This is a genomic window from Hamadaea flava, from assembly GCF_024172085.1.
GTDB classification, from domain to species: Bacteria; Actinomycetota; Actinomycetes; order Mycobacteriales; family Micromonosporaceae; genus Hamadaea; species Hamadaea flava.
Map to the genome: position 1 here is coordinate 650585 of NZ_JAMZDZ010000001.1, position 20834 is coordinate 671418.

Sequence of the window (20834 nt, forward strand, 5' to 3'; positions counted from 1 at the left end):
TCTCGCTCGGCCGGCGCGGCCGGTGGTGTCAGCCCCGCGGAGCGACCAGTTTCGCTTCGAGGCGCTGCGGCACCGGCCAGCGCACGTCGCGGGCCCAGCCGAGCTTCTCGAAGATCCAGATCAGCCGGGCGGACGGGTCGATCTGACCGCGTAGCACGCCGTGCCGGGCTCCGGTGGGGTCCGCGTGGTGGGAGTTGTGCCAGCTCTCCCCGAACGACAGGATGGCCAGCGGCCAGAAGTTGGTGGCCTTGTCGCGGCTCTCGAAGGGCCGCTCGCCGAAGACGTGGCAGACGGAGTTGACCGCCCAGGTCACGTGGTGGAGCAACGCCATGCGGACGAGGCCGGCCCAGAAGAAGGCCGTCAGCGCGCCGGTCCAGGAACCGCTGATGAGCAGGCCGAGCAGGGCCGGAGCGAGCAGCGACAGGGCCGCGATCGGGCCGAACAGCTTACCGACGAGCCGCATGTCCTTGTCGTTGAGCATGTCTGGGGCGAATCGGGTGCGGTTGCTCAGTTCACGGCGCAGCATCCAGCCGACGTGGGCGTGGCCGAGCCCTTTCAGCAGCGCGCCGACCGAGGTGCCGTAGCGCCACGGCGAGTGCGGGTCGCCTTCGCGGTCGGAGAAGGCGTGATGACGGCGGTGATTGGCGACCCATTGGATGGGCGAGCCCTGCACGGCGAACGATCCCGCCACCGCCAGTGCGACGCGCAGCCCCCGCCGGGCCTTGAACGAGCCGTGGGTGAGCAGCCGGTGGTAGCCGGCGGTGACGCCGAACCCGGCGATGACGTAGATCGTGGCCGCCATCGCGATGTCGGCGGCGGACAGGCCCCAGCCCCAGGCGAGCGGGACGGCGGCGGCCAGCGCGACGAACGGGACCACGACGAAGATCCACATCGTGATCGCGGCGGCCGTACCCTGACGGGCGTCGAGCAAGGGCTTCGGCCCGGTCTGCTGCTCGGGCGCGGTGTTCAGTGTCGTCATGGGCTCCTGCCGGGGGTTGACCGCGATCGGTGAGGGTCAGACACTACTCCCTCACCTACCCAAATCCCCAAGATCACCACAAAGTTCCGTTTGTCGGTACTCCGGGTGATCTTCGTCGCCGAGGCGACGGCCGCGACCACGACACCAGCGATGATGCAGTACCCTCGAAGCCGTCTTGTCGATCACCACGCGCTGCGGCCGAACACGGTCTGCGCCGGGCTGGCCGACCCCTCTACGTTCGGAGTACGCATGGCGGCCCGCCGCCCCTCCTCAGCTTCCTCACCGTCCGGGTTCGCTCAGCTAGGCGTGCCCGCCGCCCTCGTCTCGGCCCTCGACGGCCAGGGCATCAGCACACCGTTCCCGATCCAGCTCGCGACCATCCCGGACGCGCTCGCCGGCCGCGACGTGCTGGGCAAGGGTCAGACGGGTTCCGGCAAGACCTACGCGTTCGTCCTGCCGCTGCTGGCCCGCCTGGCCGCGTCGGCCCGGCCGCGTCAGGCCAAGCGACCGCGCGGGCTGATTCTCGCGCCCACCCGGGAGCTGGCCGATCAGATCGCGGCCAGCCTCGCTCCCCTGGCCAAGACGATGTCGCTGCGCGCGCTGACCGTCTACGGCGGCGTCGGGCACGCCCGCCAGATCAAGGGTCTGCGCGACGGCGTCGACGTCCTCATCGCCTGCCCCGGACGGCTCGCCGACCACATCGACGCCGGTCACGCCGACCTGAGCGCCGTCGAGGTCACCGTGATCGACGAGGCCGACCACATGGCCGACCTGGGCTTCCTGCCCGCCGTACGCCGACTGCTGGAGCAGACGCCGGCGGGCGGGCAGCGGCTGTTGTTCTCCGCGACCCTGGACGCCGGTGTCGACGTGCTCGTGCGGCGCTTCCTGCACCAGCCGGTCCGGCATACCGTCGAGCCCCGGCGGCAGGCCGAACCGACGATGCACCACCACGTGCTGCACCTGCAGGCGCAGGACCGGTTCCCCGTCCTGGTCGACCTGACCAGCGCGCCGGGCCGGTCGGTGGTCTTCACGCGTACCAAGCACGGGGCCAAGGCACTGGCCCGCAAGCTCGTCGCAGCCGGCGTGCCCGCTGTCGAACTGCACGGCAACCTCGGCCAGAACGCCCGGACCCGCAACCTGGGCGCGTTCTCCGACGGCACGGTCACCACCCTCGTCGCGACCGACATCGCCGCGCGGGGCATCCACGTCGACGACGTGGCACTGGTCATCCACGCCGATCCGCCGGTGGAGCACAAGGCGTACCTGCACCGGTCCGGCCGCACCGCACGCGCCGGGAGCACCGGCACCGTCGTCACGCTGGCCACCGATGATCAGATCGGGCAGGTACGCGACCTGACCCGCAAGGCCGGCGTCTCCTCGACGACCACCCGCCTGCGGCCGGGCCACCCGCTGCTGACCGAGATCGCTCCGGGAGACCGGAGTCTGGCCGAGCCTCCGTTGAAGCCGGCCGCGCCGGCGCCTGCGTCGGCATCCCAGGCTCCGTCGTCGAACGCGGCCCGGCGGGGCCGGCGGCGACCGGCCCGGCACCGGTCCGCGACGGGGACCACGAGCCAGACCGGCCACCAGACCGGCCAGGCGGCCCAGGGGCAGCCCAGCCAGTCCAGTCCGGGCGGTGCGGCGGCCTTCTCCGGGCGTACGCGGGTCGGGTCCCGCCGCAGCCGCTGACCGTCGGCGGCGTCTCTACAGCGGCGCGACCCAGTACGGCGACACGTCCATCCACCCGTTGGCGGCGGCGCCGTTGAGCCGTCCGCTGCTGGTGGTGGCGAGCGTGTACCACGAGTCGACGTAGTCCGGGTCGTCGGTCCACCACGACGACGGCATGGCGTCGAGGATCGCGCTGACGAGCGGGATGTACACGCCCGCGTCCGCGATCGTCAGCAGCGCGGCCGCGATCGCCTGAGCGAGCTGCAGGTAGTTGGTGTCCCCGTCGTCCTCCATCATGACGGCGTCGGCGAGGTTGTACTTGTACGCCGAGAAGTGCACGAGGAGCTGGTTCGGGTAGTAGGTGGTGCCGTCCTTGTTCAGGTACGGCATCTGGACGATGTCGACCTTCGGGTGGCCGTCGAGGCCGAAGCCGCTGACCACCGTGTAGATCTCGGCGTCGCCCTTGATCCACGGCTCCTTGTCGTCGCTGAGCCGGACGGCGTCGACCTTCGTCGCCCAGTAGCCGCCGGTCAGCGCGGCGCCGGCGAGCGCCGACTTCGCCTGGTGAGCGGCGAGCGTCTGCCGGAGGACTTCGATGCCGAGCGGCAGTGCCCGGGCGGTGTCGACTTCGACGACCAGGACGGGTCGCAGCGGCATCCGGTCGCCGGCGAGGACGACGCGTCCACCCGCCGCGTCGTACGCGGTGACAGCGGTGGCCTCGTCGTCGGACGGCGCGCTGGCGACCAGGGGCACCTCGCGCTTGGCCTGCGCCCGCATGCTCGCGTCGGCCAGGCGTACGCGCAGCAGGGACTCGGCGCCGTCGGGGAGCCCCTTGGCCGCCCGCACGGCGTGGTTGGCCGCGGCGACGTCGGCGGCGAACCGCGTACCCAACGGCAATGCGGCGAGGTCGACGGATCCGGCGGCGACCGCGGACGTGACCCGCGACCGAGCGGCGGGTTTGCCGAGTTCAGCGGCGAGGCGGTGGGCGAGGGTATCGGTGACGGTGGCGACCGACGCGCCCGCGAACGGGTCGGCGGGCGCGGCCTGAGCAGGCGTGACGAGTCCGACGGTGAGGGCGGCGGCCAGGAGGACGGGCAGGGTGCGGCGTGCAGGGGGTTGGTACACGCGGTCTCCTTGGGTTCCCGGGGCGTGGTGTCAGCCATCGCCCCAGCGCGATCAATCGATGGTTCGATGATCGCTGATATCGACCGCGTCTACAAGGGACGTCGTCGCCTGCGCTCGGCCAAGACGATCAGGGCCGCCCTGACCATCCCGCCGAGGCTGGTGCCCCGCGAGCGGCTGGAACGGGCCAACGGCCGGTTGTTCGCCACCCAGTCCGTCATCAACACCTTCGTCGGCCCGCCCGCTAGGGCGGCGTTGTTCGCGCTGGCGGCGTCGGCGGCGTTCTTCACCGGTGCCGCCGCGTTCGCGCTTGCCGGGCTGGCCGCGATGCTGCTGCCCGCGCTGCGTCCCACTCGCGAGGAGCATGACCGCCGCCGCTCGACTCCGACCACCGTCACGGCGGACATTCGCGCCGGATGGACCCCCTTCTGGCGCCACGACCTGCTGCGCCGGGTCGCGTTCATCTCTGCGGCGATCAACTTCTTCAGCGCCGCCACCGCCGGCCTGCTCGTCCTGTTGGTCACCGGCCCGTATCAGGTGTCCCCGTCACGGTACGGCCTGCTCATCGCCGTGCCGGCCGCCGGCGCGATCATCGGATCGCTGCTGGCTGAACATGTCGTGCCGCGCATCGGCGGCGGCCCGGTCACGTGGCTCGCCGCCCTCGTCCCCGCCGCCGGCTACGCCGTTCTCGGGCTGAGCCGCAGCACGGCCCTCGCGCTGGCCGCGATGTTCCTCGCCGCCATCGCGACCTCGCTGAACCAGATCGTGGTCAGCACGCTGCGCCAGGCCGCGGTCCCCGACGAGCTCCTCGGCCGCGTCACCTCGGCGTACCGGCTGGTCGTGCTCGGCGTCGTCCCGCTGGGCGCGCTCGCCGGCGGCCTGCTCGGGCGCGGCCTGGGCATCCGCGCCCCGTTCCTGGTGGCCGCTGCCGGACTCGGGCTCGCGGCGGTCCTGCGCGCGTCGCGGGTCACCACCCGGGCGCTGCGCGCGGCCGAAAAGTCCGCGGCGGACGAGAGGGAGCCTCACCCGGCCTTGGCCAGGTGAGGCTGTCCCCCATTTCCCCCATGTCGTACGCACACCTCAGGCGGTGGCTTCCCAGCTGAATCCGTCCAGGTCGGTGAACGGGCCGGCCTGGCTGCCGATCGCCAGCCGGTGCGAGCCGGTGCCGTCGGCAGGCAACCCGGCATCCTTGGCCAGGCCACGGATGCCGTAGAGGACGAACTTCACGCCGTTCGCCGGGCTCTCGAACTCGGCGTACTTGCCGAGGCTCCGGGTGACCACGAAGCCGTGTTCGGCGTAGAACCGCTTGCTCGCGGTGAAGTCGGCGACGCCGATCAGCAGCACGAACTGGTCGATCTCGCCGGTGTCGGGGCCGGTGTCCTTCTTCGCCGAGGTCGCGACCTTCCAGACGGTGCCGTCGGGGGCCTGGACGGTGCCGCCCCAGCCCCACAGCGACTTCGAGACCGGCTTCAGGACGGTGGCGCCGGCGTCGACGGCCGCGCCGATGAGCCGCTTGACCGCCGCGGGCTGGGAGACGACCAGCGACAGCGTGAAGCCGCGGAAGCCGGTCGTCGGCGTCTGCGAGGCGCGTACGCGCAGCCGGGAGCCGAGCCCGAACGCGGCGGTGTAGAACGCCTCGGCGGCGACGACGTCGGCCACCTCCAGCGTGACGGACTCGATCGACGCGGCGGTGACGGTAGCGGTGGCCATGTTGTTCTCCTCGGTGTATCTGCCTGTCGGCAACGCTTGGCTTGCTGTCGGCGACCCGGTGGGGGAAGCACGGATAGCGTCGCCCGCGACGGGGTCGGCGCACATCGGTGACGACCACGGGCCGCGCCACGGAGCCGACCACGTACGGCTACGGGCACGGCCGCGCAGCGGCCACCGAGGAGCCCGGCTAGCTGCGGTATCAGGCGAACATGGCGGCCACATGCTCGGCGATCTCCGCGTCGGAAACGTCGCGCAGATGGCGGTCGACGGCCCAGCGGTGCCCGGACGGGTCGAGGAACTGCGCTGTGCGGTCGCCCCAGAACGCGTCGTGCGGCGGCTCGAACTCGGTGGCCCCGGCGCTGATCGCCTTGTCGTATACGCCGTCGACGTCCTCGACCGGCAGATGGAACGCGGCCGGGGTACCGCCCAGGGCTGCCGGCGTACGCAGGCCGCGCCCGGGCCACTCCCCTGCGACCGCCAGCACGGTGTCTCCGACGAGCAGCTCGACGGTGAGCGGGCGGCCGTCGGGCAGCAGGATTCGGCTGGTCTCCTTCGCGCCGAGGACCTCGGCGTACCAGGTGGCAGCGGTGTCGGGATCGGACACCACGAGATGTACGGCAACTTGTGTCATGCCGGCGACCATACAGTCTGTCTGGTCAACATGTCCATACACCCTGTCTGGTACGCTGGCACCCGTGGCGGCCCGACGCGATAGACCCAACCAGGACGGCGTTGACCTGCGCGAACGCATTCTCGACGCGCTGCGCGAACTGCTGAGCGAACGCACCTTCGACACGCTGAGCGTGGCGGAGGTCATCACCGCCGCCGGGGTCTCCCGGGCCAGTTTCTACTTCTACTTCCCCAGCAAGCAGGCCGCGCTGGCCGAACTCGTACGCCGCGCGGTCGGCGCCGGGCACGAGGCAGCGGAGCCTTGGGTACAGGCGTCGGCCGACCCGAAGGACACGCTGCGGGCGGGCATCGACGCCGGTGCCGTGCTCTGGTCGTCGAACGCGCCCGTGCTGCGCGCGATCGTGGAGAGCTGGGCGTCCGACGTACTGCTGCGGGAGCTGTGGCTGACCCAGATGCAGACGTTCACCGATGCGACGATCGACCGCATCGAGGCCGACCGGCGAACCGACCCCGCGATGGCGGCCCGGCTGGACGGCGTCGACGTGCCCGCCCTGGCCGCCACGCTGACCTGGACCGGCGAGCGGCTGTACTACCTGGCCGCCTGTGGAGTGCCGCCGTTCGACGACCGCACGGTGCTGGTCGACACGCTCACCCATCTCTGGCTGTCCGCGCTGTACGACTGAGTTCGATTGAGGCGTCGATTTCGCCGGTATTCGTTCGTGTAGGAGGTGAGCGGCCGCACCACGCGGTCCGCAACACAGTTCACCGCACGGAAGGAACGGGTTCATGCGCTCGATCGCAGTCACGATGTGGGTCACGCTGGACGGCGTCGCCCAAGGCTTCGGCCGGCCGGACGAGGACACCCGAGGCGGGTTCACGCACGGCGGGTGGGGCCAGCGGTACAACGACGAGGTCATGGGCCGCGAGATGGCCCAGAGCATGGCCAAGCCTGGCGACATGCTGTTCGGCAGGCGTACCTGGCAGGACTTCATCACCGCCTGGGGACGCTCGACGGACGGCAACCCGGTCACCGCGCACATGAACGCGGCCACCAAATACGTCGTCTCGCGTACCCTGCCGGACGCGGACGCCTGGCCGGGCTCGATGCTGCTGCGCGGCGAGGCGGTCGACGTGGTCGCCGAGCTGAAGGCTCAGCCGGGCGACGACCTGTCGATCATCGGCAGCGTGTCGCTGGTGCAGAGCCTGCATGCCGCCGGCCTGATCGACCACTACACGCTGGTGATCTGCCCGCTGACCCTAGGCGTCGGCACTCGCCTGTTCGACGACGCGAGCCCGTTGACCGAGTTCGACTTGACCAGCAGCGTCACGACCACGACGGGCGTGATCATCGCCCACTACGACCGCCACAGACCCGATGCGGCCTAAGCGTGCGGGGGCGCCGCCAACGGTCGCCACCACTGATCCTGTTCCCGACCCGCGCCGACATCGACGTGGCCCGCACCGGCGAGAACGGCGTCGCGGCGTACGCCGGGCAGCACCTGATACTTGATCGACGCGGTGTCGCTGACGAGCGCCAGCGGCCACCACAAGGCACGGACGTACTCGCGGGCCGCTTCCGGACCGTCCCAGTCGTAGCATCCGCGATAGACGCCGTGCTCGTCGGCAGCCAGCCACAGCTTCGACACGAACCCCGGGAAGGCGACGAACAACGGGGTGTTGAGCAGGCTCTCGGCTCGGAACATTCGGTGGCCGCTGCCCCGGACATACCGCAGCCGGAATTGGACGATCAGTACACACGGCTCGTGCGGTGCGGCTCGGTCGAGGACCGTCTCACGGTAGATCCGCGACGTCGACCCGTCCGCGAACCGCACCCAGGTATCGATCCGACGCCGTGGCATGTGCACGCGCCGCCGGGCCAGCAGCATCATGGTCCGGCCGGCACAGGCCGCGAGCCTGGGCAAGGCCGTCGCCAAGCGGTAATGCTCCACCCGTCGTTCGCGCTGGACGATCGTCATGGTCGCCTCCTCCCGGACGTCGCGGCGAGAAGTCATTCCACGCCCTCTTCCCAGCCTGCGCCGCCGATGAACGCAGGCCCACGGTTCGTCGACCCGGTGGTACGGGACCTTCGGCCTACGGAGAGCATCGTCGGTGCCGCAAACGGTGACTGGGTCAGCGAGGGTCAGCGCCGTCCTGCCTGCCGGCATCGTCGACGCTGACCAGGCCGCACTCGTACCCGAGGATCACCGCCTGGACCCGATCACGGAGACCGAGCTTGATGAGGACGCGCCCGAGATGGGTCTTGACCGTGCTCTCCGCCATGAACAGCGCGGCGGCGATCTCGACGTTCGACAGACCCCGGGTGACCTGCGTCAGCACGTCGCGTTCCCGTGCGGTCAACACCGCCAGCCGACCGTCGTCGGTGCGCCGCACAGATGCGCTGCCAAGGAAGTGCGCGATCAGGCGCCTGGTGACGCTGGGCGCGGCGACCGCCTCGCCCGACGCGACCACACGGATGGCGGACAACAGGTCCGCGGGGGGCGCGTCCTTGAGCAGGAAGCCACTGGCCCCGGCGCGGAGACCGGCGAGCACGTACTCGTCGAGATCGAACGTGGTCAGGATGATGACTTTCGGCGGCGCTGCGACGGCGTCGGCACGAGAGTGAATCCGGCGGGTGGCCTCGATCCCGTCGAGGCCCGGCATCCGGATGTCCATCAGCACGATGTCAGGCCGGGTACGGCCGATGACGTCGAGCGCCTCTGCGCCGTCGGCGGCCTCGCCGATCACCTCGATGTCGTCGGTCTCGTCGAGGATCATGCGGAGTCCTGCGCGTACGAGTGTCTGGTCGTCGACCAGCGTCACACGGATGGTCATGCGGGCCGGCCTGGAGCGGTCGCCATGGAACGTTCGGCCAGCGGCAGGCTCGCGCTGATCTGAAAGCCGGTGCCGGCTACCCGGCCGATCGTCAGTTCACCACCGAGCATGGCGACTCGATCGGCGATGCCGAGCAGTCCGACGCCGGATGGGTTGCCGCCATCCACCGGCGCGGCGCCGTCGTCGGTCACCTCGACCCGCAGCCGCTCGGCTTCGAACTCCAGGCGTACCGTCGCTGTGGCCCCTGGTTCCGCGTGCTTGAGCACATTGGTCAGCGCCTCCTGCACGATCCGGTACGCCGACAGGTCGACACTGGGCGGCACGGCCACCTGCGCGCCCTCGATGTGCAGCGTGACGTCAACTCCGGCGGTCCGCATCTGGTCGACGAGCGAGGGCACCGCCGTGATCCCGGGTTGCGGGGCGAGCTGCGGCCCCTCGTCCGGTTCGGCCCGCTCCAGGGCCAGGAGCCGGCGCATCTCCGCCAGCGACGCCCGGCCGGTCTCGATCACGTGCTGCAACGCGGTGGCGGTCCGCTCCGGGTGACGGTTGAGCGCGGCCGCCGCGCCGTGTGCCTGCACCACCATGACCGACATCCCGTGCGCCACCACATCATGCAGTTCACGGGTGATCCGAGCCCGTTCGGCCGCGGCCGCCATGGCAGTCCGCTGCTGATGCTCGCGCTCGACCAGGCGCAGGTGCTCTCGCCGGCTGCGTACCGCGTCGCCGACCGCGAAGGCGACCACGAGCAGCAGCAGGTCACGGGTCGCGGTCGGGGTCGTGACGATCATGGCCGAGGCAAGCCGTGCCAGGCCGGACGGCCCGGTGACGACCGAGCCGTCCGGCGTACCGGTGCTCGCTGCCTCCCAGGTGACCTGCGGGGCCAGGATCAGGCCGTAGGTGATGGCCAGAGCCGCCGCCAAGCACCAGATGGCGGTCCACCGCCTTCGGGCCAGGCTGGCCACCGAGTACAGTGCGACGGGCACGGCCAGGTCGAGCGGCAGCGGCGGCGACCATGAGTCGAGCTGATGCGCCGTCACACCGATCCCGACCAGCGCCAGTGCCAGCAGTGGCCGATACCGCCGGATCAGCAGGCCGACGATGATCAGCGAGCCGAACAGCCACCAGACGGCAAACGCCTGACGCATGGTGAACGCGTCGACGAAGGGCACCTTCAACTTCGAGTACACGCTCGCGAACGACAGCGCCGTCACCGCGGTCAGCGCCGCCGCCAAAGTGGCGTCGACCAGGAGCGGACGTGAGACGAAGCGGAGCATCGCCTCATCGTAAGGATCGCACCCGGAATCGGCGTCCGACTGCGGTGCTACGACCCCAGTACCGGTGCTGGGGCAAAGGCGTACCGCAGTCGGACGACATCGACACGGTGCGCGCCGACCGTAGAGCCATGACCAGACCTGTCGCCGCGCTGTTCGTCACCGCGCTGCTCACCACCGTCATGTCCGCCTGCCAGTCGGGCGGGGCAGAACCGTCGCCCGGCTCGGTCGGCTCGACCGCGCCGGGCGGGCGTCCACAGCAAATCGCCGCCCTCGCCCGTGAGTACGCACAGTGCGTCCGGGACCATGGCATCCCGAACTTCCCCGATCCGACCATCTCCGACGGCAACGTGTCGTATGCCGGCGGCGACAGCATCAAGACCGCGGTGGCCGCCCACCCCGAGGCGATCGCGGCATGCAAGTCGATCCAGGACCGGCTCAGCCAGGTAGGCGGGAAGAACTGGCGCCCCACCGCCAGGGACCTGCAGAAGCTCGTCGAGTTCGCGAAGTGCATACGCGAGCACGGCGTACCGGAGTGGCCGGATCCGGACGCCGACGGGAGGTTCACCGTCTCGGCCAAGCTGGAGGACGAGAATCCGGAGACCCGCATCTACCCCGCTCACGCCGCGTGCAAGGGTTACTGGGACGGCGCGGTCGACTTCCACGGCAGCAAGAAATGAAGCTGGTTCGCAAGGTCGCCGCCCTGCTGTCCGTGTCCGCCGCGGCGGTCGCCGTGGGATACGCCGTGACCGCCCGGCCGAAGACGACCGAAGACTCGTCGTTGCCGCCGGCGACCAGCACCGCCGACGTCACCCGGGGCACGGTCACCCAGACGGTGCAGATCTCCGGCACGCTCGGCTACGACGGCGCGTACCAGGTGATCCATCACGGACAGCCCGGCACCTTGACCGGCACGCCGGCCCCGGGCACGACGATCGGCCGGGGCGGCGTCCTGTACGCCGTCGCCAACGTCCCCGCTCGGCTGCTCCTGGGCGGCGTACCGGCGTACCGGGACTTCGCGGACGGCATGGCCGACGGACCGGACATCCGTGAACTGGAACGGAACCTGGTCGCCCTCGGACTCGACCCGAGCCGTCAGATCACCGTGGACGATCACTTCACGGCCGCCACGAAGGCGGCGATCCGCCGCTGGCAGGCATCCTGGGGCTGGCCCGCCGACCGGCGTACGGGCCGGCTCGGCCAGGGTGAAGTGGTCTTCCTGCCGGCAGCGGTACGCGTCACCGGTTTTCAGACGGCTCTCGGTGGCACCGTGGCGCCGGACTCACCGGTGCTGACCGCGACGTCGACGAACAAGGTGGTGACCGCGGCGGTCGGCACCGACCGCCAGGCCCTGCTCCACGTCGACGACGCGGTCTCGGTGACTCTGCCCGGCGCGGACGCGGTGACCGGCAAGGTGATGAAGATCGGGCGGGTGGCGGCTGCTCCCGGTGCTGGGGCGGGACCCGACGACGGCGCGGTTTCCAATCCCGGCCCTGCGACGGTCATGGTCACGATCGCCGTCACCCTGCCCGTCGGCGGCCCTGACCTGGATCAGACGCCGGTTCAGGTCGGTATCACCACCGCGACCCACCCGGACGTGCTGCTGGTGCCGATCTCCGCCTTGCTGGCCCGGCCCGGCGGCGGATACCAGGTCCGTCTCTCCGACGGCGCGTACCTCCAGGTGGAACCCGGCCTGTTCGACGAGACGGCCGGCCTGGTCGAGGTGACGGGCGCGGGACTGATCGCCGGCCGGCGAGTGGAGGTGCCCGCCTCGTGACTCCGGTCCTGGAGCTGATCGAAACGTGGAAGGTCTACCCCGGTACGCCACCGGTCGCGTCGATCCGCGGCATCACCCTGAGCATCTCCAGCGGTGAGCTGGTGGCGATCGTCGGGCCGTCCGGCTCGGGCAAGACCACCCTGCTCAACCTCGCCGCCGGGCTGGATCGGCCGTCCGGCGGCTCGGTACGCATCGCGGGCCAGCGCATCGAGACCCTCTCCGACGCGCAGCTGTCGGGTCTGCGCGCGCATCGGCTCGGCATCGTCTTCCAGCAATTCTTCCTGCTCGATCACCTCACCGCCGTCGACAACGTGGCCACTGGGCTGCTGTATCGGGGCAGCCGGGCCGCCGAACGTCGCCGGGCGGCGTACGAGGCATTGGATCGGGTCGGCCTCAGCAGCCGGACCGAGCATCGGGCGACCCACCTCTCCGGCGGTGAACGGCAGCGGGTCGCCATCGCCCGGGCGCTGGTCGGCCGACCGGCCGTCGTGTTCGCCGACGAACCGACCGGCAACCTCGACTCGGCCAACGGCGCGGAGATCATCGCGCTCCTGCACGAGTTGAACGACGACAGCACCACCATCGTCGTCATCACGCACGACCAGCACGTCGCGGACGCCATGCGGCGGCGTATCGAACTGCGCGACGGCACCGTCGTGCACGACAACGGGAGCACGTCATGAAGTCGCGTCTTCGCCTGGCCGACCTTCTCCCGGTGAGCACGGTCGGGCTGCGTACGCGGCCGGGGCGCGCCGCCCTCTCGGTGCTCGGTGTCGCCATCGGGATCGCCGCGATGGTCTCCGTCCTCGGCATCACCCGCTCCAGCCAGGCCGACCTGCTCGCCCGGATCGACCGGCTGGGCACCAACCTGTTGACCGTGGCCAACGGAAAGGCGCTCGACGGCGCCGAGACTCGGCTGCCCGCCACCGCCGGGGGCGCGGCCGCGCGTACCGACGGCGTGCTGAACGCCGCACCGACCGCGGAACTCGCTTCGGTACGCGTCTACCGGACCGATCAGATGCCGGCCAACCGCACCGGTGGCCTCACCGTACGCGCCTGCGACGCCGCCCTGTTGGCCACACTGGACGGCAACATGGCGGCCGGCCGTTTCCTCGACTCCGCCATCGTGCGCTATCCGGCGACCGTCCTGGGTTTTGACGCCGCGCGGGCCTTGGGCATCGGCGACGTCGCCGGCCGGCCGCAGGTGTATCTCGGTGGCCACTGGTTCACCGTGGTCGGCATCCTGCGCCCCGTCGAACTCGCTCCGGAGGTGGACAGCTCCGCCCTGATCGGCTTTCCGATCGCGGCGGACGCGTTCGGCTACGACGGCCACCCACCCAGATCTACGTGCGAACGGTGACCGACCGGACCGCCGAGGTGGCCGGCTTGCTCACCCGGGCGGCCAAACCGGCCCATCCCGAGGAGGTCGTCGTGAGCCGTCCTTCTGAACTGCTGGAAGCCCGGCTCGCCGTTGCCGGCGGCGCGACCACCCTGTTCCTGGGTCTCGGCACGGTCGCGCTGCTGGTGGGCGGCATCGGCATCGCCAACGTCATGGTGATCTCGGTATTGGAGCGGCGCGGCGAGATCGGGCTACGGCGCGCGCTCGGGGCCGGCCGCCGCCACGTCGCGCTGCAGTTCCTGGTCGAATCGTTGCTGTTGGGCGCGGCCGGTGGAACCGTCGGCGTCGTCTTCGGCATCGCCGTCACCTTCGGTCTGGCCTACCAGCGGGGTTGGCCGCCGACGGTCCCCGGGATCGCCGTCGGAGCGGGCCTGGGCGCGGCAGTGGTCATCGGAGCGCTCGCCGGTCTGTATCCGGCGCTGCGGGCGGCCCGGCTCTCCCCGACGGAGGCCCTGCGAACCGTCTGACTGCCGGCCACCACAGATGTCGGATGGCACGGGACCCAATCGGTCTCGCGCCATCCGTCGGTCGACCGTGCGGGGTCAGCAGCCCTTCCAGGCCGTGGTGTGGTCGTGGGGGTACGTCCGGCCGCAGAACTGCGGCGGATGCGACACCCACGCCCCGGACGCGGAGTCGTACGCCTGCGTCGAGATGTGCAGGTGGCAGCCGCTCGACTGGCCCTTGTTCCCGGTCTTTCCGACGACCGTGGTCGTGCCGACGACCGCCCCGGGGTTGTAGTTGATGGTGTCCATGTGCATGTACTTGACGCGCCACGTCACGGTGCCGAACTTCTTCGTCATCGTCAGGCGGCCGATGGTCCGGTCGACGGTCGCCACCGTCATGCCGTCCCAGATCGGGTACAGCGCCTGGTAGCAGGGCGCCGACGGCTTGGAGAAGTCCAGGGCGTAGTAGTCGCTGCAATGCTCGGCCGGACTGCCGCAGTAGTCCGTGTGCAGGCCCTCCCCGTACCAGGACCCGGAGAGCACCCATGAATCGCTGTAGAGCCACGGCGATTCGCCGTTGGGCGAGGGACTGGAACTCTGGTGTGCCTGGGCCATCGACGGCGCCATGACCGAGGCCAGCAGCAGGGCCACGATGGCGGCCAGCCGGAGCGCGTGCTTCCTCACGTTACCTCCCTATCGTTGCGTGCGGCCATCTCGTGGATGGCGTACGCAGATGCTGGCAGCGCGGCGACCGGCCGGAGTGGATTCTCGGACGGATCCGGACAGCTACCATCGACGAATGCGGGTTTCCTGGGGCGACTCCGTGCCCGAGCCTCCTGATCCCCGATCCGCCGGCACCATCGCCGACCTCGTGGAACGGCTGCGGTTGGCGAAGGTGTACTACGGGGACCCGTCCGTCCGAGACATCGCCCGGATGGTGAATCAGACCCGTGCCGCCCGATCGCACCGCTCGGCGAAGACGCCGCCCACGACACCGAGCACCATCGGCTATCTGTTCGATGCCCGACGGGTTCGGCTGGACGTGAACCTGATGGTCGACGTGTTGCAGGTGATCGGCGTTCCGCCGCCTGCGGTGCGGCACTGGGTGCAGGCTTGGCGAGTCGTCACCGACACCGTCCGGCCGGAGCGGCGGGTCGCGGCCAGCCGCGAGCTTCCGGCTCCGCCGCTCGCCCTGCTGGGCCGCGATGCCGAACTGTCGACGATGCTGAGTTCGGCCAAGTCTGTGGTGGTCTACGGCATGCCGGGCGTGGGCAAGACCGCGCTGGCGCTGCGCGTCGCTCATGAGGTGACGCGCCGGCACGGTCAGCAGGCCGTGCACCTGTACGCCGACGTGGGCGCCATCGACGACGGCGACGTGTTCGCGGGTTCGGACGAGATCGGCGGCGAACTGCTGCAGGCGCTCGGCGTCCCCGTGCCGTCGTCCGGTGACGCGATCTGGCACGCGCTCGCGACTCACCTGCAGGGCCGGGACTGTGTCGTCGTCCTGGACAACATCGGCGCGCTGGATCAGATCGCTCCCATCGTGGCGCTACCGGGAACACGTGTCATCGCGACGTCGCGCAGGCGGCTGGAGTCGACGGCCCGGATACTGGCCGTGCCGCTGCACCCGCTCGCCGTTTCGGAGTCCGTCGACCTGCTCGTGCGGGTGTCGGGCTGGCATGAGCCGGCCGTGGACCAGACCGATCTGCTTCGGATCTGCGAGTTGTGCGGCAACTTGCCGCTGGCCCTGACGACCGCGGCGGCGTTCATCCGTAAGCATCCTGACTGGACGATCGCCGACCACGCCGACCGGCTGGCCGAGCTGACCGTCTTTCCCGGCCTGCATGCCGCCTTCCAATCGTCCTACCGATCGCTGTCAGCACCGGCTCGACGTCTGCTGCGCCTGCTCAGCCTGCATCCGGGACGCGCCATCGCGGCACCCGCCGTGCGGGCGCTCTGCGGGGAAGCCCCGGCCCGTCGCGTACTCGAGGAACTCGTCGGCGCCAGCCTGCTGGACCGTGCTGTCGGTGGCCGTTACGCGATTCACGACCTCGTCCAGGCGTTCGGGCGGGACCGCGCCCTCGACGAGGAACGTCCGGCGAGCCGCCGCGCAGCCCTGCATCGGCTGGTCACGTCATACGTCGAGCTTGTGCACGCCGCCGCGACGTCGGAGCCGGATCAGCTGCTCTCCGGCACGCCGGACACGGTCGGGGCATGGTGGCAGGCCGAGCGGTCCAACCTCGCCGCGGCCATCGCCCTGGCCAGCCACTTGGAGCTGGCTGCCGAGACTCTCGCGATCGCTCGCGACTGCTGGATCCGGCAGGACATGACGGGAGACTTCGCCGCCGGACTGGCCTTCCAGGAGTACGCCGTCCGGGCGGCGGCGACGATGTCCGATGCGACGGCTGAGGCCGAAGCCCTCTACCGCCGGGGCATGCTGCGCTGGCGTTCGGGCGCGGTCGAAGCCGGCGTACGCGATCTGGAGTCGGCCCTGGTGACGCTGGGTGGGATCGAGACGGACCTGCTGAGGGCACGGATTCACAACGGCCTCGGCGTCATCCTGATGTCCGACCTGCGGTACGCCGAGGCGAGCGAGCACTACACCTTCGCGCTGGAGGTGTACCGGAAGCGAGACGACCTGCCGGGGCAGGCGAACGTGCTGGGCAACCTCGGGGTCTGCCGGATGGAGCTGGGCGACCTCGACGACGCGGCGGCGTACATGGTGCGGGCGCTGTCCATCTTCGAGCGCACGGGCAACCGGCGTGGCCTGGGCCGCAGCACCGGCAACCTCGGCGAGATCCACCTCGACGGCGGCCGCCCCGCCGAGGCGGTGCCGCTGCTGGAGACCGCCGTCCGCCTGCATCAGGATCACGGCAACGTCTATGACGCCAGCTACTGTCTCGCCTCGCTCGGCGTCGCCCGCGCCGGCTGCGGCGACCTGGGCCAAGCCGCAGCCGACATCGAGCGAGCCGCTGCGCTGAGCACCGGTCTGACCTCGGACCACCTGAACAGCCATCTCCAGCGCCGATCGGCCGACGTCGCGCTCGCCCGCGGCGACCGGCAGACCGCCGAAGCGGCGTACCGGCAGTCGCTGGCGACCGCGCACCGGGCCAGGGCCGGGTGGACCGTGCTCTGCTGTGAGAAGGCGCTGGCCGAGCTGACCACGTCGGCCTAAGCGCCCGCTCCGCATCGATCGGACACGGTCAGTAGTCTGCGGCGTGGCTTTCCATCACCCATAGCGTTCCGCCGGTGGGCGACACACTCTTCGGCTTGGCGTTGTAGCCCAAGGTCAGGAAGGTGCCGGTGGCGATCTCCACACTCGACGGGTTGGCCTGGTCGGCCGCGCCCGAGTTGTAGATCGGCGTCACTGTGCCCTTGGTCCACGTGGCGGTCGGGTTGCTGACCAGCATGCCGACCGTCGGGCGGTACGTCTGCGCCTTGTCGCCGTAGGTGAACAGGATCTTCCCGCTCGCCGTCTTGAGCAGATGATGGGAGTTCGCCAGGACCCCGGTGAAGCTCTGGTACGCGAACGCCGGCGTCGCCGTGTAGGGGTTCCACTTGACGATGATGGCCGGTGAGCCGCCGCCGTCCTGCTCGGCCCGCACGACCGCGACGACCGTGCTGCCGAACTGGACGAAGCTCGGCTCGGTATAGGTTCGGCCAGGCGGGTTGCTGTTGACGATCATCGTGCTCGAGCTGGTCACCAGGAGCCGGGGGCTGATCGTGGCCCGCCAGGTCGCCCGCATGAAGTGCGCACCGCCGGCGGTTCCCGTGGTGTAGAACGGGATCAGCACCTGGTCGACTTGAGTTCCGTTGTCGGCCAATGCGAGTACGCCGCCGTGGCTGTAGATGCCGCCGGTCACGCCGGGCGCGACGAGTTGCTCCGGATCGGTGAAGCGCGTCCAGCCCGGCTTCCACACCGAGTAGTAGAGCCTGCCGCCGGGCACGAAGAAGGTCAGCACGACCGCGCCGTCGTTCATCTTGCCGAGCTTCGGGTCTCGGGTGTCGATGCCTGCCATGGTGCTCGGGTCTGCCAACGCCGGTGTCGGGGTGCTCCATGTGCGGCCGTTGCTACTGCCGAAGGAGAGCTGGATGGTGCCGACCGCGTCGGAGTGCGCGGTCGCGCGGTGCCACACCGCCATCAGCCTGCCGTCGTTGAGTTTCACCACGTCAGGGAACCGGGCCTCGTAGTCTCCCGGTTCCTGCACGACGCTGGCCACCATGCTGACCGCTGCCGCGGCGGGCTGCGCGCCGCCGACGATCGACGCCCCCACCAGGACGACGGCCAGCGACCACCGGTACATGCGACGCTTCGACCTATTCATGCGCACGAGTCCTCCCCAGATTCGTCACCTGGCGAAGATTCTGGTCTATACCGATCCGGGAAGGAAGTGCCGAACCGGATATCCGATATGGATGGACGAGCGCGATGATGCCGAAAGCGCGAAGCGGCCCTCCCCTACGTGGGGAGGGCCGCATGACGTCGAGCGAGTGGAGCCTATCCCTTGAGGGACCAGTCGGCGTCGCCGTCCTTCACCGATCCGTCGCTGTAGCCGGCGACGACCGGGTTCGGCCACTTGCCGCCCGGGAACATCGAGGCGTCGACCGCCTCGCCGTGCAGGGTGCTCATCTGCGCGGCCTGCGCGCCGAGCAGCGCGGTCAGGGTGGTGACGGCGGCGATGATGAGGCCCGTGTTGACGCCGGCCTCTTCCACGATCAGGGCGGCGCCCGCCCAGGAGAACACCGCTGTGCCGAAAGCCGCGATGGCTGTCACCATCGCCGCGATGAATTTGACGACGATGACCCCCAAGGCGACGTAGAACGCCAGGCCGGCGACCGCGCACACGGTCAGCGACGTCGACACCTTGTCGCCGATCTTCGCGACCCGGTCCGCGGCGTCCGACTGCGGCTTCATGGCCTTGACGTACGCGTCACGCGCCGAGCCGTGCCACACGTCGTCGACGGTGAGCGCGGTGTCCTTGAGCTGGCCGGACACGCCGCTGGCCAGGCCGCGGATGTCCTGCCAGTCGAAGGCGTCGACGAACATGCGGATCGGGGCGATCGCGCCCTTCAGCAGCTCGATGATCTTGTTGAGGATCCACTGCGCCAGCTGGGTGATCTTCTCCGCCAGCCACTTGATGGCGTCCTTGATGAACCCCGGGATGTACCAGTGGTCCATGGCCGAGTTGGCGGCCGGGGCGACCTGGCCGATCTTGGTGTTGATGCCGTTCGCGCCGTCGGTCACCTTGTTGACCGCGGCCTCGTACTGCGCCTGCGAGAATCCCATGTGCGTTTCCTCCCCGTGTCCGGTCAGTAGATGCCGCGGTTGCGGTGCTCGGCGGCGGCGTCCTCAGCGTCGTAGGTGGTGGCGACGGTCCGCAGCGCGTTGCCGATGTCGTGCATGGCGGTCACCGCCTCGTCGGAACGCGAGCTGACGGTGTTGACCACGTCGTTATAAGGACCGACGATCAGCTGGAACACGCCGGCTTCGATCCGGCCCAGCTGCATGTTCTTGGCCGTGGTCCCGACCTTGCTCATCTGGTCGCTCTGCTGATCCCAGACCTGCGACTCGGTACGCAGGGCGTCGGTTGCGACCTTTACTTCTTTGGCGCTTGGGTATCCCATTGCGGTCCAATCATCGAGCGGGTCAGGACTCGGCCATCCGGCGCGGGTCGTTCATCAGTGCCATCGTCTCGGCGAACAGCGCGTCGAGCCGGCCCTGCGCGGTGGGTGCGCCGGCGTGGTCACGCAGCCGGTCGCGGGCGATCGTCAGTGCCTCGTTGAGCGCGTGGGCGATGCTGCCGCCGGACTGGTCGGCGGCCCAGTTGGCGTCGATGTCGCAGCCGGTCAGCCCGCTTGCGTTGAGCTTGACGGTGACGGTGCGGGTGCGGTTGGTCCCCTCGAAGTGCTGCACCAGGGGCGAGTCGGCGGCGATCTCGTCGACCCGGTCCATCTCCCGCATCATCTCCTCGGCCAACTCGTCGATCCGCCGGGGCTGGACCGGAGGTGTGTCGCGGCGGAACATCGCCGGCACGTCGTTCAACGGCGTCGTGAACTGCTCCACCGAGTCCTCGCGCATGGCGCGCTGCATCTTGTCGCCCCACTCGCCGCCCTCGAGGGTTCGCGACCAGTCCTGCACCCGGGACTCCGACGCCTGGCCGAACGCGTTGAGGACCGCGGCGCCGAGGGCGTCGGGCTTGACCCGGCGCGGCCAGTCCGAGGAGACGTCCATCCGCTCGGGCAGTCCGGCCGCGTCGAGCACGATGTTCACCGCGCCCGAGGTGTCCTCGGCCTGCGTACGCTGCGGCGCGGTGGCGTCGGCCTCCTTGAGCAGGCCTTGCAGCATCGCCGCGTATTGCTCCATGCGGGCCAGCTCATGCATGAGCTCGTCGTTCACGTTCGTTCCTCCCCTGAGGTCAGCTGTATGCGGGCGTCACGCCGGACGGCCACGGATGACGCTCACGGCTGCGGCCAGCATGGCCAGGCACGCCGCCGAAGCGACGACGCCGATCCCGACGTCGGCCGAGCCGTTGCCCCGGTTGAAGTAGGCGAGCGCCACCCATTCGACGCCCAGCGCCAGGACGACGGTCACGAGGCCCGTCACCCAGCGGAAGCCCCGTGACGCTCCACGAGCCGCCGTGGCCACCAGCAACGCCAGAACGGACACCGCGACGAGGGTCGCGACGCCGGGCTTGCCCAGGCTGTTGTCGGGTTGGCTGTCCGGGCGGAGCAACCAGACTCCGCCCACCGTGGCAAGGCACACCACGCCCAGAACCGCCCAGAAGATCGGACCGGTCTGCTGCTTAGGTCGCTGCGCGTTCAAGTTTTGCCCCACGGGAGGCGATCCTATGGATCACAATCACATAGGACAATCCATCATCGGCCAACCTGTGGATAACTTCCCTACCGCACCCACGACGACCACCTATTCCTGGTCGGCTCGGGCAGGTCTGCGCTCAAGGCGTACGCCGCGGGCGGCCGGTCGAACGCCAATACACGCGGCATT

Annotated in this window: 21 protein-coding genes and 1 pseudogene; 9 read left to right on the forward strand and 13 right to left on the reverse strand. The window is 70.2% G+C overall.

Annotated features, from left to right (window positions below; all coding sequences use genetic code 11):
* Positions 1–28: 28 nt before the first annotated feature.
* Positions 29–979, reverse strand: a complete 951-nt coding sequence (locus HDA40_RS03315) for an acyl-CoA desaturase (protein ID WP_253751431.1) — start codon at positions 977–979, stop codon at positions 29–31.
* 249 nt (positions 980–1228) lie between these two features.
* Here HDA40_RS03315 and HDA40_RS03320 point away from each other — a divergent pair, with 249 nt between their 5' ends.
* Positions 1229–2665 (forward strand): DEAD/DEAH box helicase, encoded by a 1437-nt coding sequence (locus tag HDA40_RS03320; RefSeq protein WP_253763546.1) that lies wholly within the window; start codon positions 1229–1231, stop codon positions 2663–2665.
* 15 nt (positions 2666–2680) lie between these two features.
* Here the strand turns inward: HDA40_RS03320 and HDA40_RS03325 are convergent, their stop codons facing one another.
* Positions 2681–3769 (reverse strand): DUF3103 family protein, encoded by a 1089-nt coding sequence (locus tag HDA40_RS03325; protein WP_253751434.1) that lies wholly within the window; start codon positions 3767–3769, stop codon positions 2681–2683.
* Between the two features lie 66 nt (positions 3770–3835).
* On the opposite strand from HDA40_RS03325, the gene HDA40_RS03330 reads away from it, so the two are divergent.
* Entirely contained in the window at positions 3836–4810 is a 975-nt protein-coding gene (locus tag HDA40_RS03330; protein ID WP_253751436.1) for an MFS transporter, read from the forward strand.
* 36 nt (positions 4811–4846) lie between these two features.
* Here the strand turns inward: HDA40_RS03330 and HDA40_RS03335 are convergent, their stop codons facing one another.
* Together HDA40_RS03335 and HDA40_RS03340 are read right to left on the reverse strand one after the other, a co-directional pair.
* A complete protein-coding gene (locus tag HDA40_RS03335; protein WP_253751438.1) occupies positions 4847–5476 on the reverse strand; it encodes a VOC family protein in 630 nt (209 codons plus the stop codon).
* A 199-nt stretch (positions 5477–5675) separates the two neighbouring features.
* Positions 5676–6107, reverse strand: a complete 432-nt coding sequence (locus HDA40_RS03340) for a VOC family protein (RefSeq protein ID WP_253751440.1) — start codon at positions 6105–6107, stop codon at positions 5676–5678.
* A gap of 64 nt (positions 6108–6171) precedes the next feature.
* Here HDA40_RS03340 and HDA40_RS03345 point away from each other — a divergent pair, with 64 nt between their 5' ends.
* Positions 6172–6789: a TetR/AcrR family transcriptional regulator gene (locus tag HDA40_RS03345; RefSeq protein WP_253751442.1), complete on the forward strand. Its 618-nt coding sequence runs from the start codon at positions 6172–6174 to the stop codon at positions 6787–6789.
* A 103-nt stretch (positions 6790–6892) separates the two neighbouring features.
* The gene (locus HDA40_RS03350) at positions 6893–7492 is read left to right on the forward strand and encodes a dihydrofolate reductase family protein (RefSeq protein ID WP_253751444.1); all 600 of its coding nucleotides are present in this window, start codon (positions 6893–6895) and stop codon (positions 7490–7492) included.
* Here HDA40_RS03350 and HDA40_RS03355 read toward each other — a convergent pair.
* From HDA40_RS03355 to HDA40_RS03365, 3 genes are all read right to left on the reverse strand, one after another.
* A complete protein-coding gene (locus HDA40_RS03355; protein ID WP_253751446.1) occupies positions 7489–8118 on the reverse strand; it encodes a hypothetical protein in 630 nt (209 codons plus the stop codon). The genes HDA40_RS03350 and HDA40_RS03355 overlap by 4 nt on opposite strands.
* 118 nt (positions 8119–8236) lie before the next feature.
* Positions 8237–8938, reverse strand: coding sequence for a response regulator (locus HDA40_RS03360; protein WP_253751448.1), 702 nt, complete (start codon positions 8936–8938; stop codon positions 8237–8239).
* Positions 8935–10212 carry a sensor histidine kinase gene (locus HDA40_RS03365; RefSeq protein ID WP_253751451.1) on the reverse strand — a complete coding sequence of 426 codons (1278 nt, stop codon included), beginning with the start codon at positions 10210–10212 and terminating at the stop codon, positions 8935–8937. Before HDA40_RS03365 ends, HDA40_RS03360 begins: the two co-directional genes overlap by 4 nt.
* A 128-nt stretch (positions 10213–10340) precedes the next feature.
* Here HDA40_RS03365 and HDA40_RS03370 point away from each other — a divergent pair, with 128 nt between their 5' ends.
* The 4 genes and pseudogenes from HDA40_RS03370 (at position 10341) to HDA40_RS03385 (ending at position 13852) form a co-directional block, all read left to right on the forward strand.
* Positions 10341–10889 (forward strand): hypothetical protein, encoded by a 549-nt coding sequence (locus HDA40_RS03370; RefSeq protein WP_253751454.1) that lies wholly within the window; start codon positions 10341–10343, stop codon positions 10887–10889.
* Positions 10886–11986: a peptidoglycan-binding domain-containing protein gene (locus HDA40_RS03375; RefSeq protein ID WP_253751457.1), complete on the forward strand. Its 1101-nt coding sequence runs from the start codon at positions 10886–10888 to the stop codon at positions 11984–11986. The genes HDA40_RS03370 and HDA40_RS03375 overlap by 4 nt, the downstream gene beginning before the upstream one ends.
* Complete coding sequence (locus HDA40_RS03380) at positions 11983–12669, forward strand: ABC transporter ATP-binding protein (RefSeq protein WP_253751460.1); 687 nt, start codon at positions 11983–11985, stop codon at positions 12667–12669. Before HDA40_RS03375 ends, HDA40_RS03380 begins: the two co-directional genes overlap by 4 nt.
* Positions 12666–13852 (forward strand): annotated as a pseudogene (locus tag HDA40_RS03385) (ABC transporter permease). The gene HDA40_RS03380 and the pseudogene HDA40_RS03385 overlap by 4 nt, the downstream one beginning before the upstream one ends.
* Positions 13853–13927: 75 nt before the next feature.
* On the opposite strand, the gene HDA40_RS41965 reads toward HDA40_RS03385, so the two are convergent.
* Entirely contained in the window at positions 13928–14512 is a 585-nt protein-coding gene (locus HDA40_RS41965) for a M23 family metallopeptidase (RefSeq protein ID WP_253751463.1), read from the reverse strand.
* Positions 14513–14627: 115 nt separating this feature from the next.
* Here HDA40_RS41965 and HDA40_RS03395 point away from each other — a divergent pair, with 115 nt between their 5' ends.
* A complete protein-coding gene (locus tag HDA40_RS03395; protein WP_253751466.1) occupies positions 14628–17003 on the forward strand; it encodes a tetratricopeptide repeat protein in 2376 nt (791 codons plus the stop codon).
* Between the two features lie 28 nt (positions 17004–17031).
* Here HDA40_RS03395 and HDA40_RS03400 read toward each other — a convergent pair whose 3' ends face one another.
* From HDA40_RS03400 to HDA40_RS03420, 5 genes are all read right to left on the reverse strand, one after another.
* Positions 17032–18153, reverse strand: coding sequence for a sialidase family protein (locus tag HDA40_RS03400; RefSeq protein ID WP_253751469.1), 1122 nt, complete (start codon positions 18151–18153; stop codon positions 17032–17034).
* 173 nt (positions 18154–18326) lie between these two features.
* Entirely contained in the window at positions 18327–19115 is a 789-nt protein-coding gene (locus HDA40_RS03405; protein WP_253751472.1) for a hypothetical protein, read from the reverse strand.
* 23 nt (positions 19116–19138) lie between these two features.
* Positions 19139–19453, reverse strand: a complete 315-nt coding sequence (locus HDA40_RS03410) for a hypothetical protein (RefSeq protein WP_253751475.1) — start codon at positions 19451–19453, stop codon at positions 19139–19141.
* Between the two features lie 22 nt (positions 19454–19475).
* The gene (locus HDA40_RS03415) at positions 19476–20225 is read right to left on the reverse strand and encodes a hypothetical protein (RefSeq protein WP_253751478.1); all 750 of its coding nucleotides are present in this window, start codon (positions 20223–20225) and stop codon (positions 19476–19478) included.
* 36 nt (positions 20226–20261) lie between these two features.
* Entirely contained in the window at positions 20262–20663 is a 402-nt protein-coding gene (locus tag HDA40_RS03420; protein ID WP_253751481.1) for a hypothetical protein, read from the reverse strand.
* Positions 20664–20834 lie beyond the last annotated feature (171 nt).

Coding starts and splice junctions, on each gene's coding strand:
- HDA40_RS03360 (WP_253751448.1), bottom strand. CDS start 8,938: ATGACCATCCGTGTGACGCTGGTCGACGACCAGACACTCGTACGCGCA.
- HDA40_RS03335 (WP_253751438.1), bottom strand. CDS start 5,476: ATGGCCACCGCTACCGTCACCGCCGCGTCGATCGAGTCCGTCACGCTG.
- HDA40_RS03375 (WP_253751457.1), top strand. CDS start 10,886: ATGAAGCTGGTTCGCAAGGTCGCCGCCCTGCTGTCCGTGTCCGCCGCG.
- HDA40_RS03395 (WP_253751466.1), top strand. CDS start 14,628: ATGCGGGTTTCCTGGGGCGACTCCGTGCCCGAGCCTCCTGATCCCCGA.
- HDA40_RS03410 (WP_253751475.1), bottom strand. CDS start 19,453: ATGGGATACCCAAGCGCCAAAGAAGTAAAGGTCGCAACCGACGCCCTG.
- HDA40_RS03330 (WP_253751436.1), top strand. CDS start 3,836: ATGATCGCTGATATCGACCGCGTCTACAAGGGACGTCGTCGCCTGCGC.
- HDA40_RS03355 (WP_253751446.1), bottom strand. CDS start 8,118: ATGACTTCTCGCCGCGACGTCCGGGAGGAGGCGACCATGACGATCGTC.
- HDA40_RS03340 (WP_253751440.1), bottom strand. CDS start 6,107: ATGACACAAGTTGCCGTACATCTCGTGGTGTCCGATCCCGACACCGCT.
- HDA40_RS03405 (WP_253751472.1), bottom strand. CDS start 19,115: ATGGGATTCTCGCAGGCGCAGTACGAGGCCGCGGTCAACAAGGTGACC.
- HDA40_RS03315 (WP_253751431.1), bottom strand. CDS start 979: ATGACGACACTGAACACCGCGCCCGAGCAGCAGACCGGGCCGAAGCCC.
- HDA40_RS03320 (WP_253763546.1), top strand. CDS start 1,229: ATGGCGGCCCGCCGCCCCTCCTCAGCTTCCTCACCGTCCGGGTTCGCT.
- HDA40_RS03400 (WP_253751469.1), bottom strand. CDS start 18,153: ATGAATAGGTCGAAGCGTCGCATGTACCGGTGGTCGCTGGCCGTCGTC.
- HDA40_RS03365 (WP_253751451.1), bottom strand. CDS start 10,212: ATGCTCCGCTTCGTCTCACGTCCGCTCCTGGTCGACGCCACTTTGGCG.
- HDA40_RS03350 (WP_253751444.1), top strand. CDS start 6,893: ATGCGCTCGATCGCAGTCACGATGTGGGTCACGCTGGACGGCGTCGCC.
- HDA40_RS03370 (WP_253751454.1), top strand. CDS start 10,341: ATGACCAGACCTGTCGCCGCGCTGTTCGTCACCGCGCTGCTCACCACC.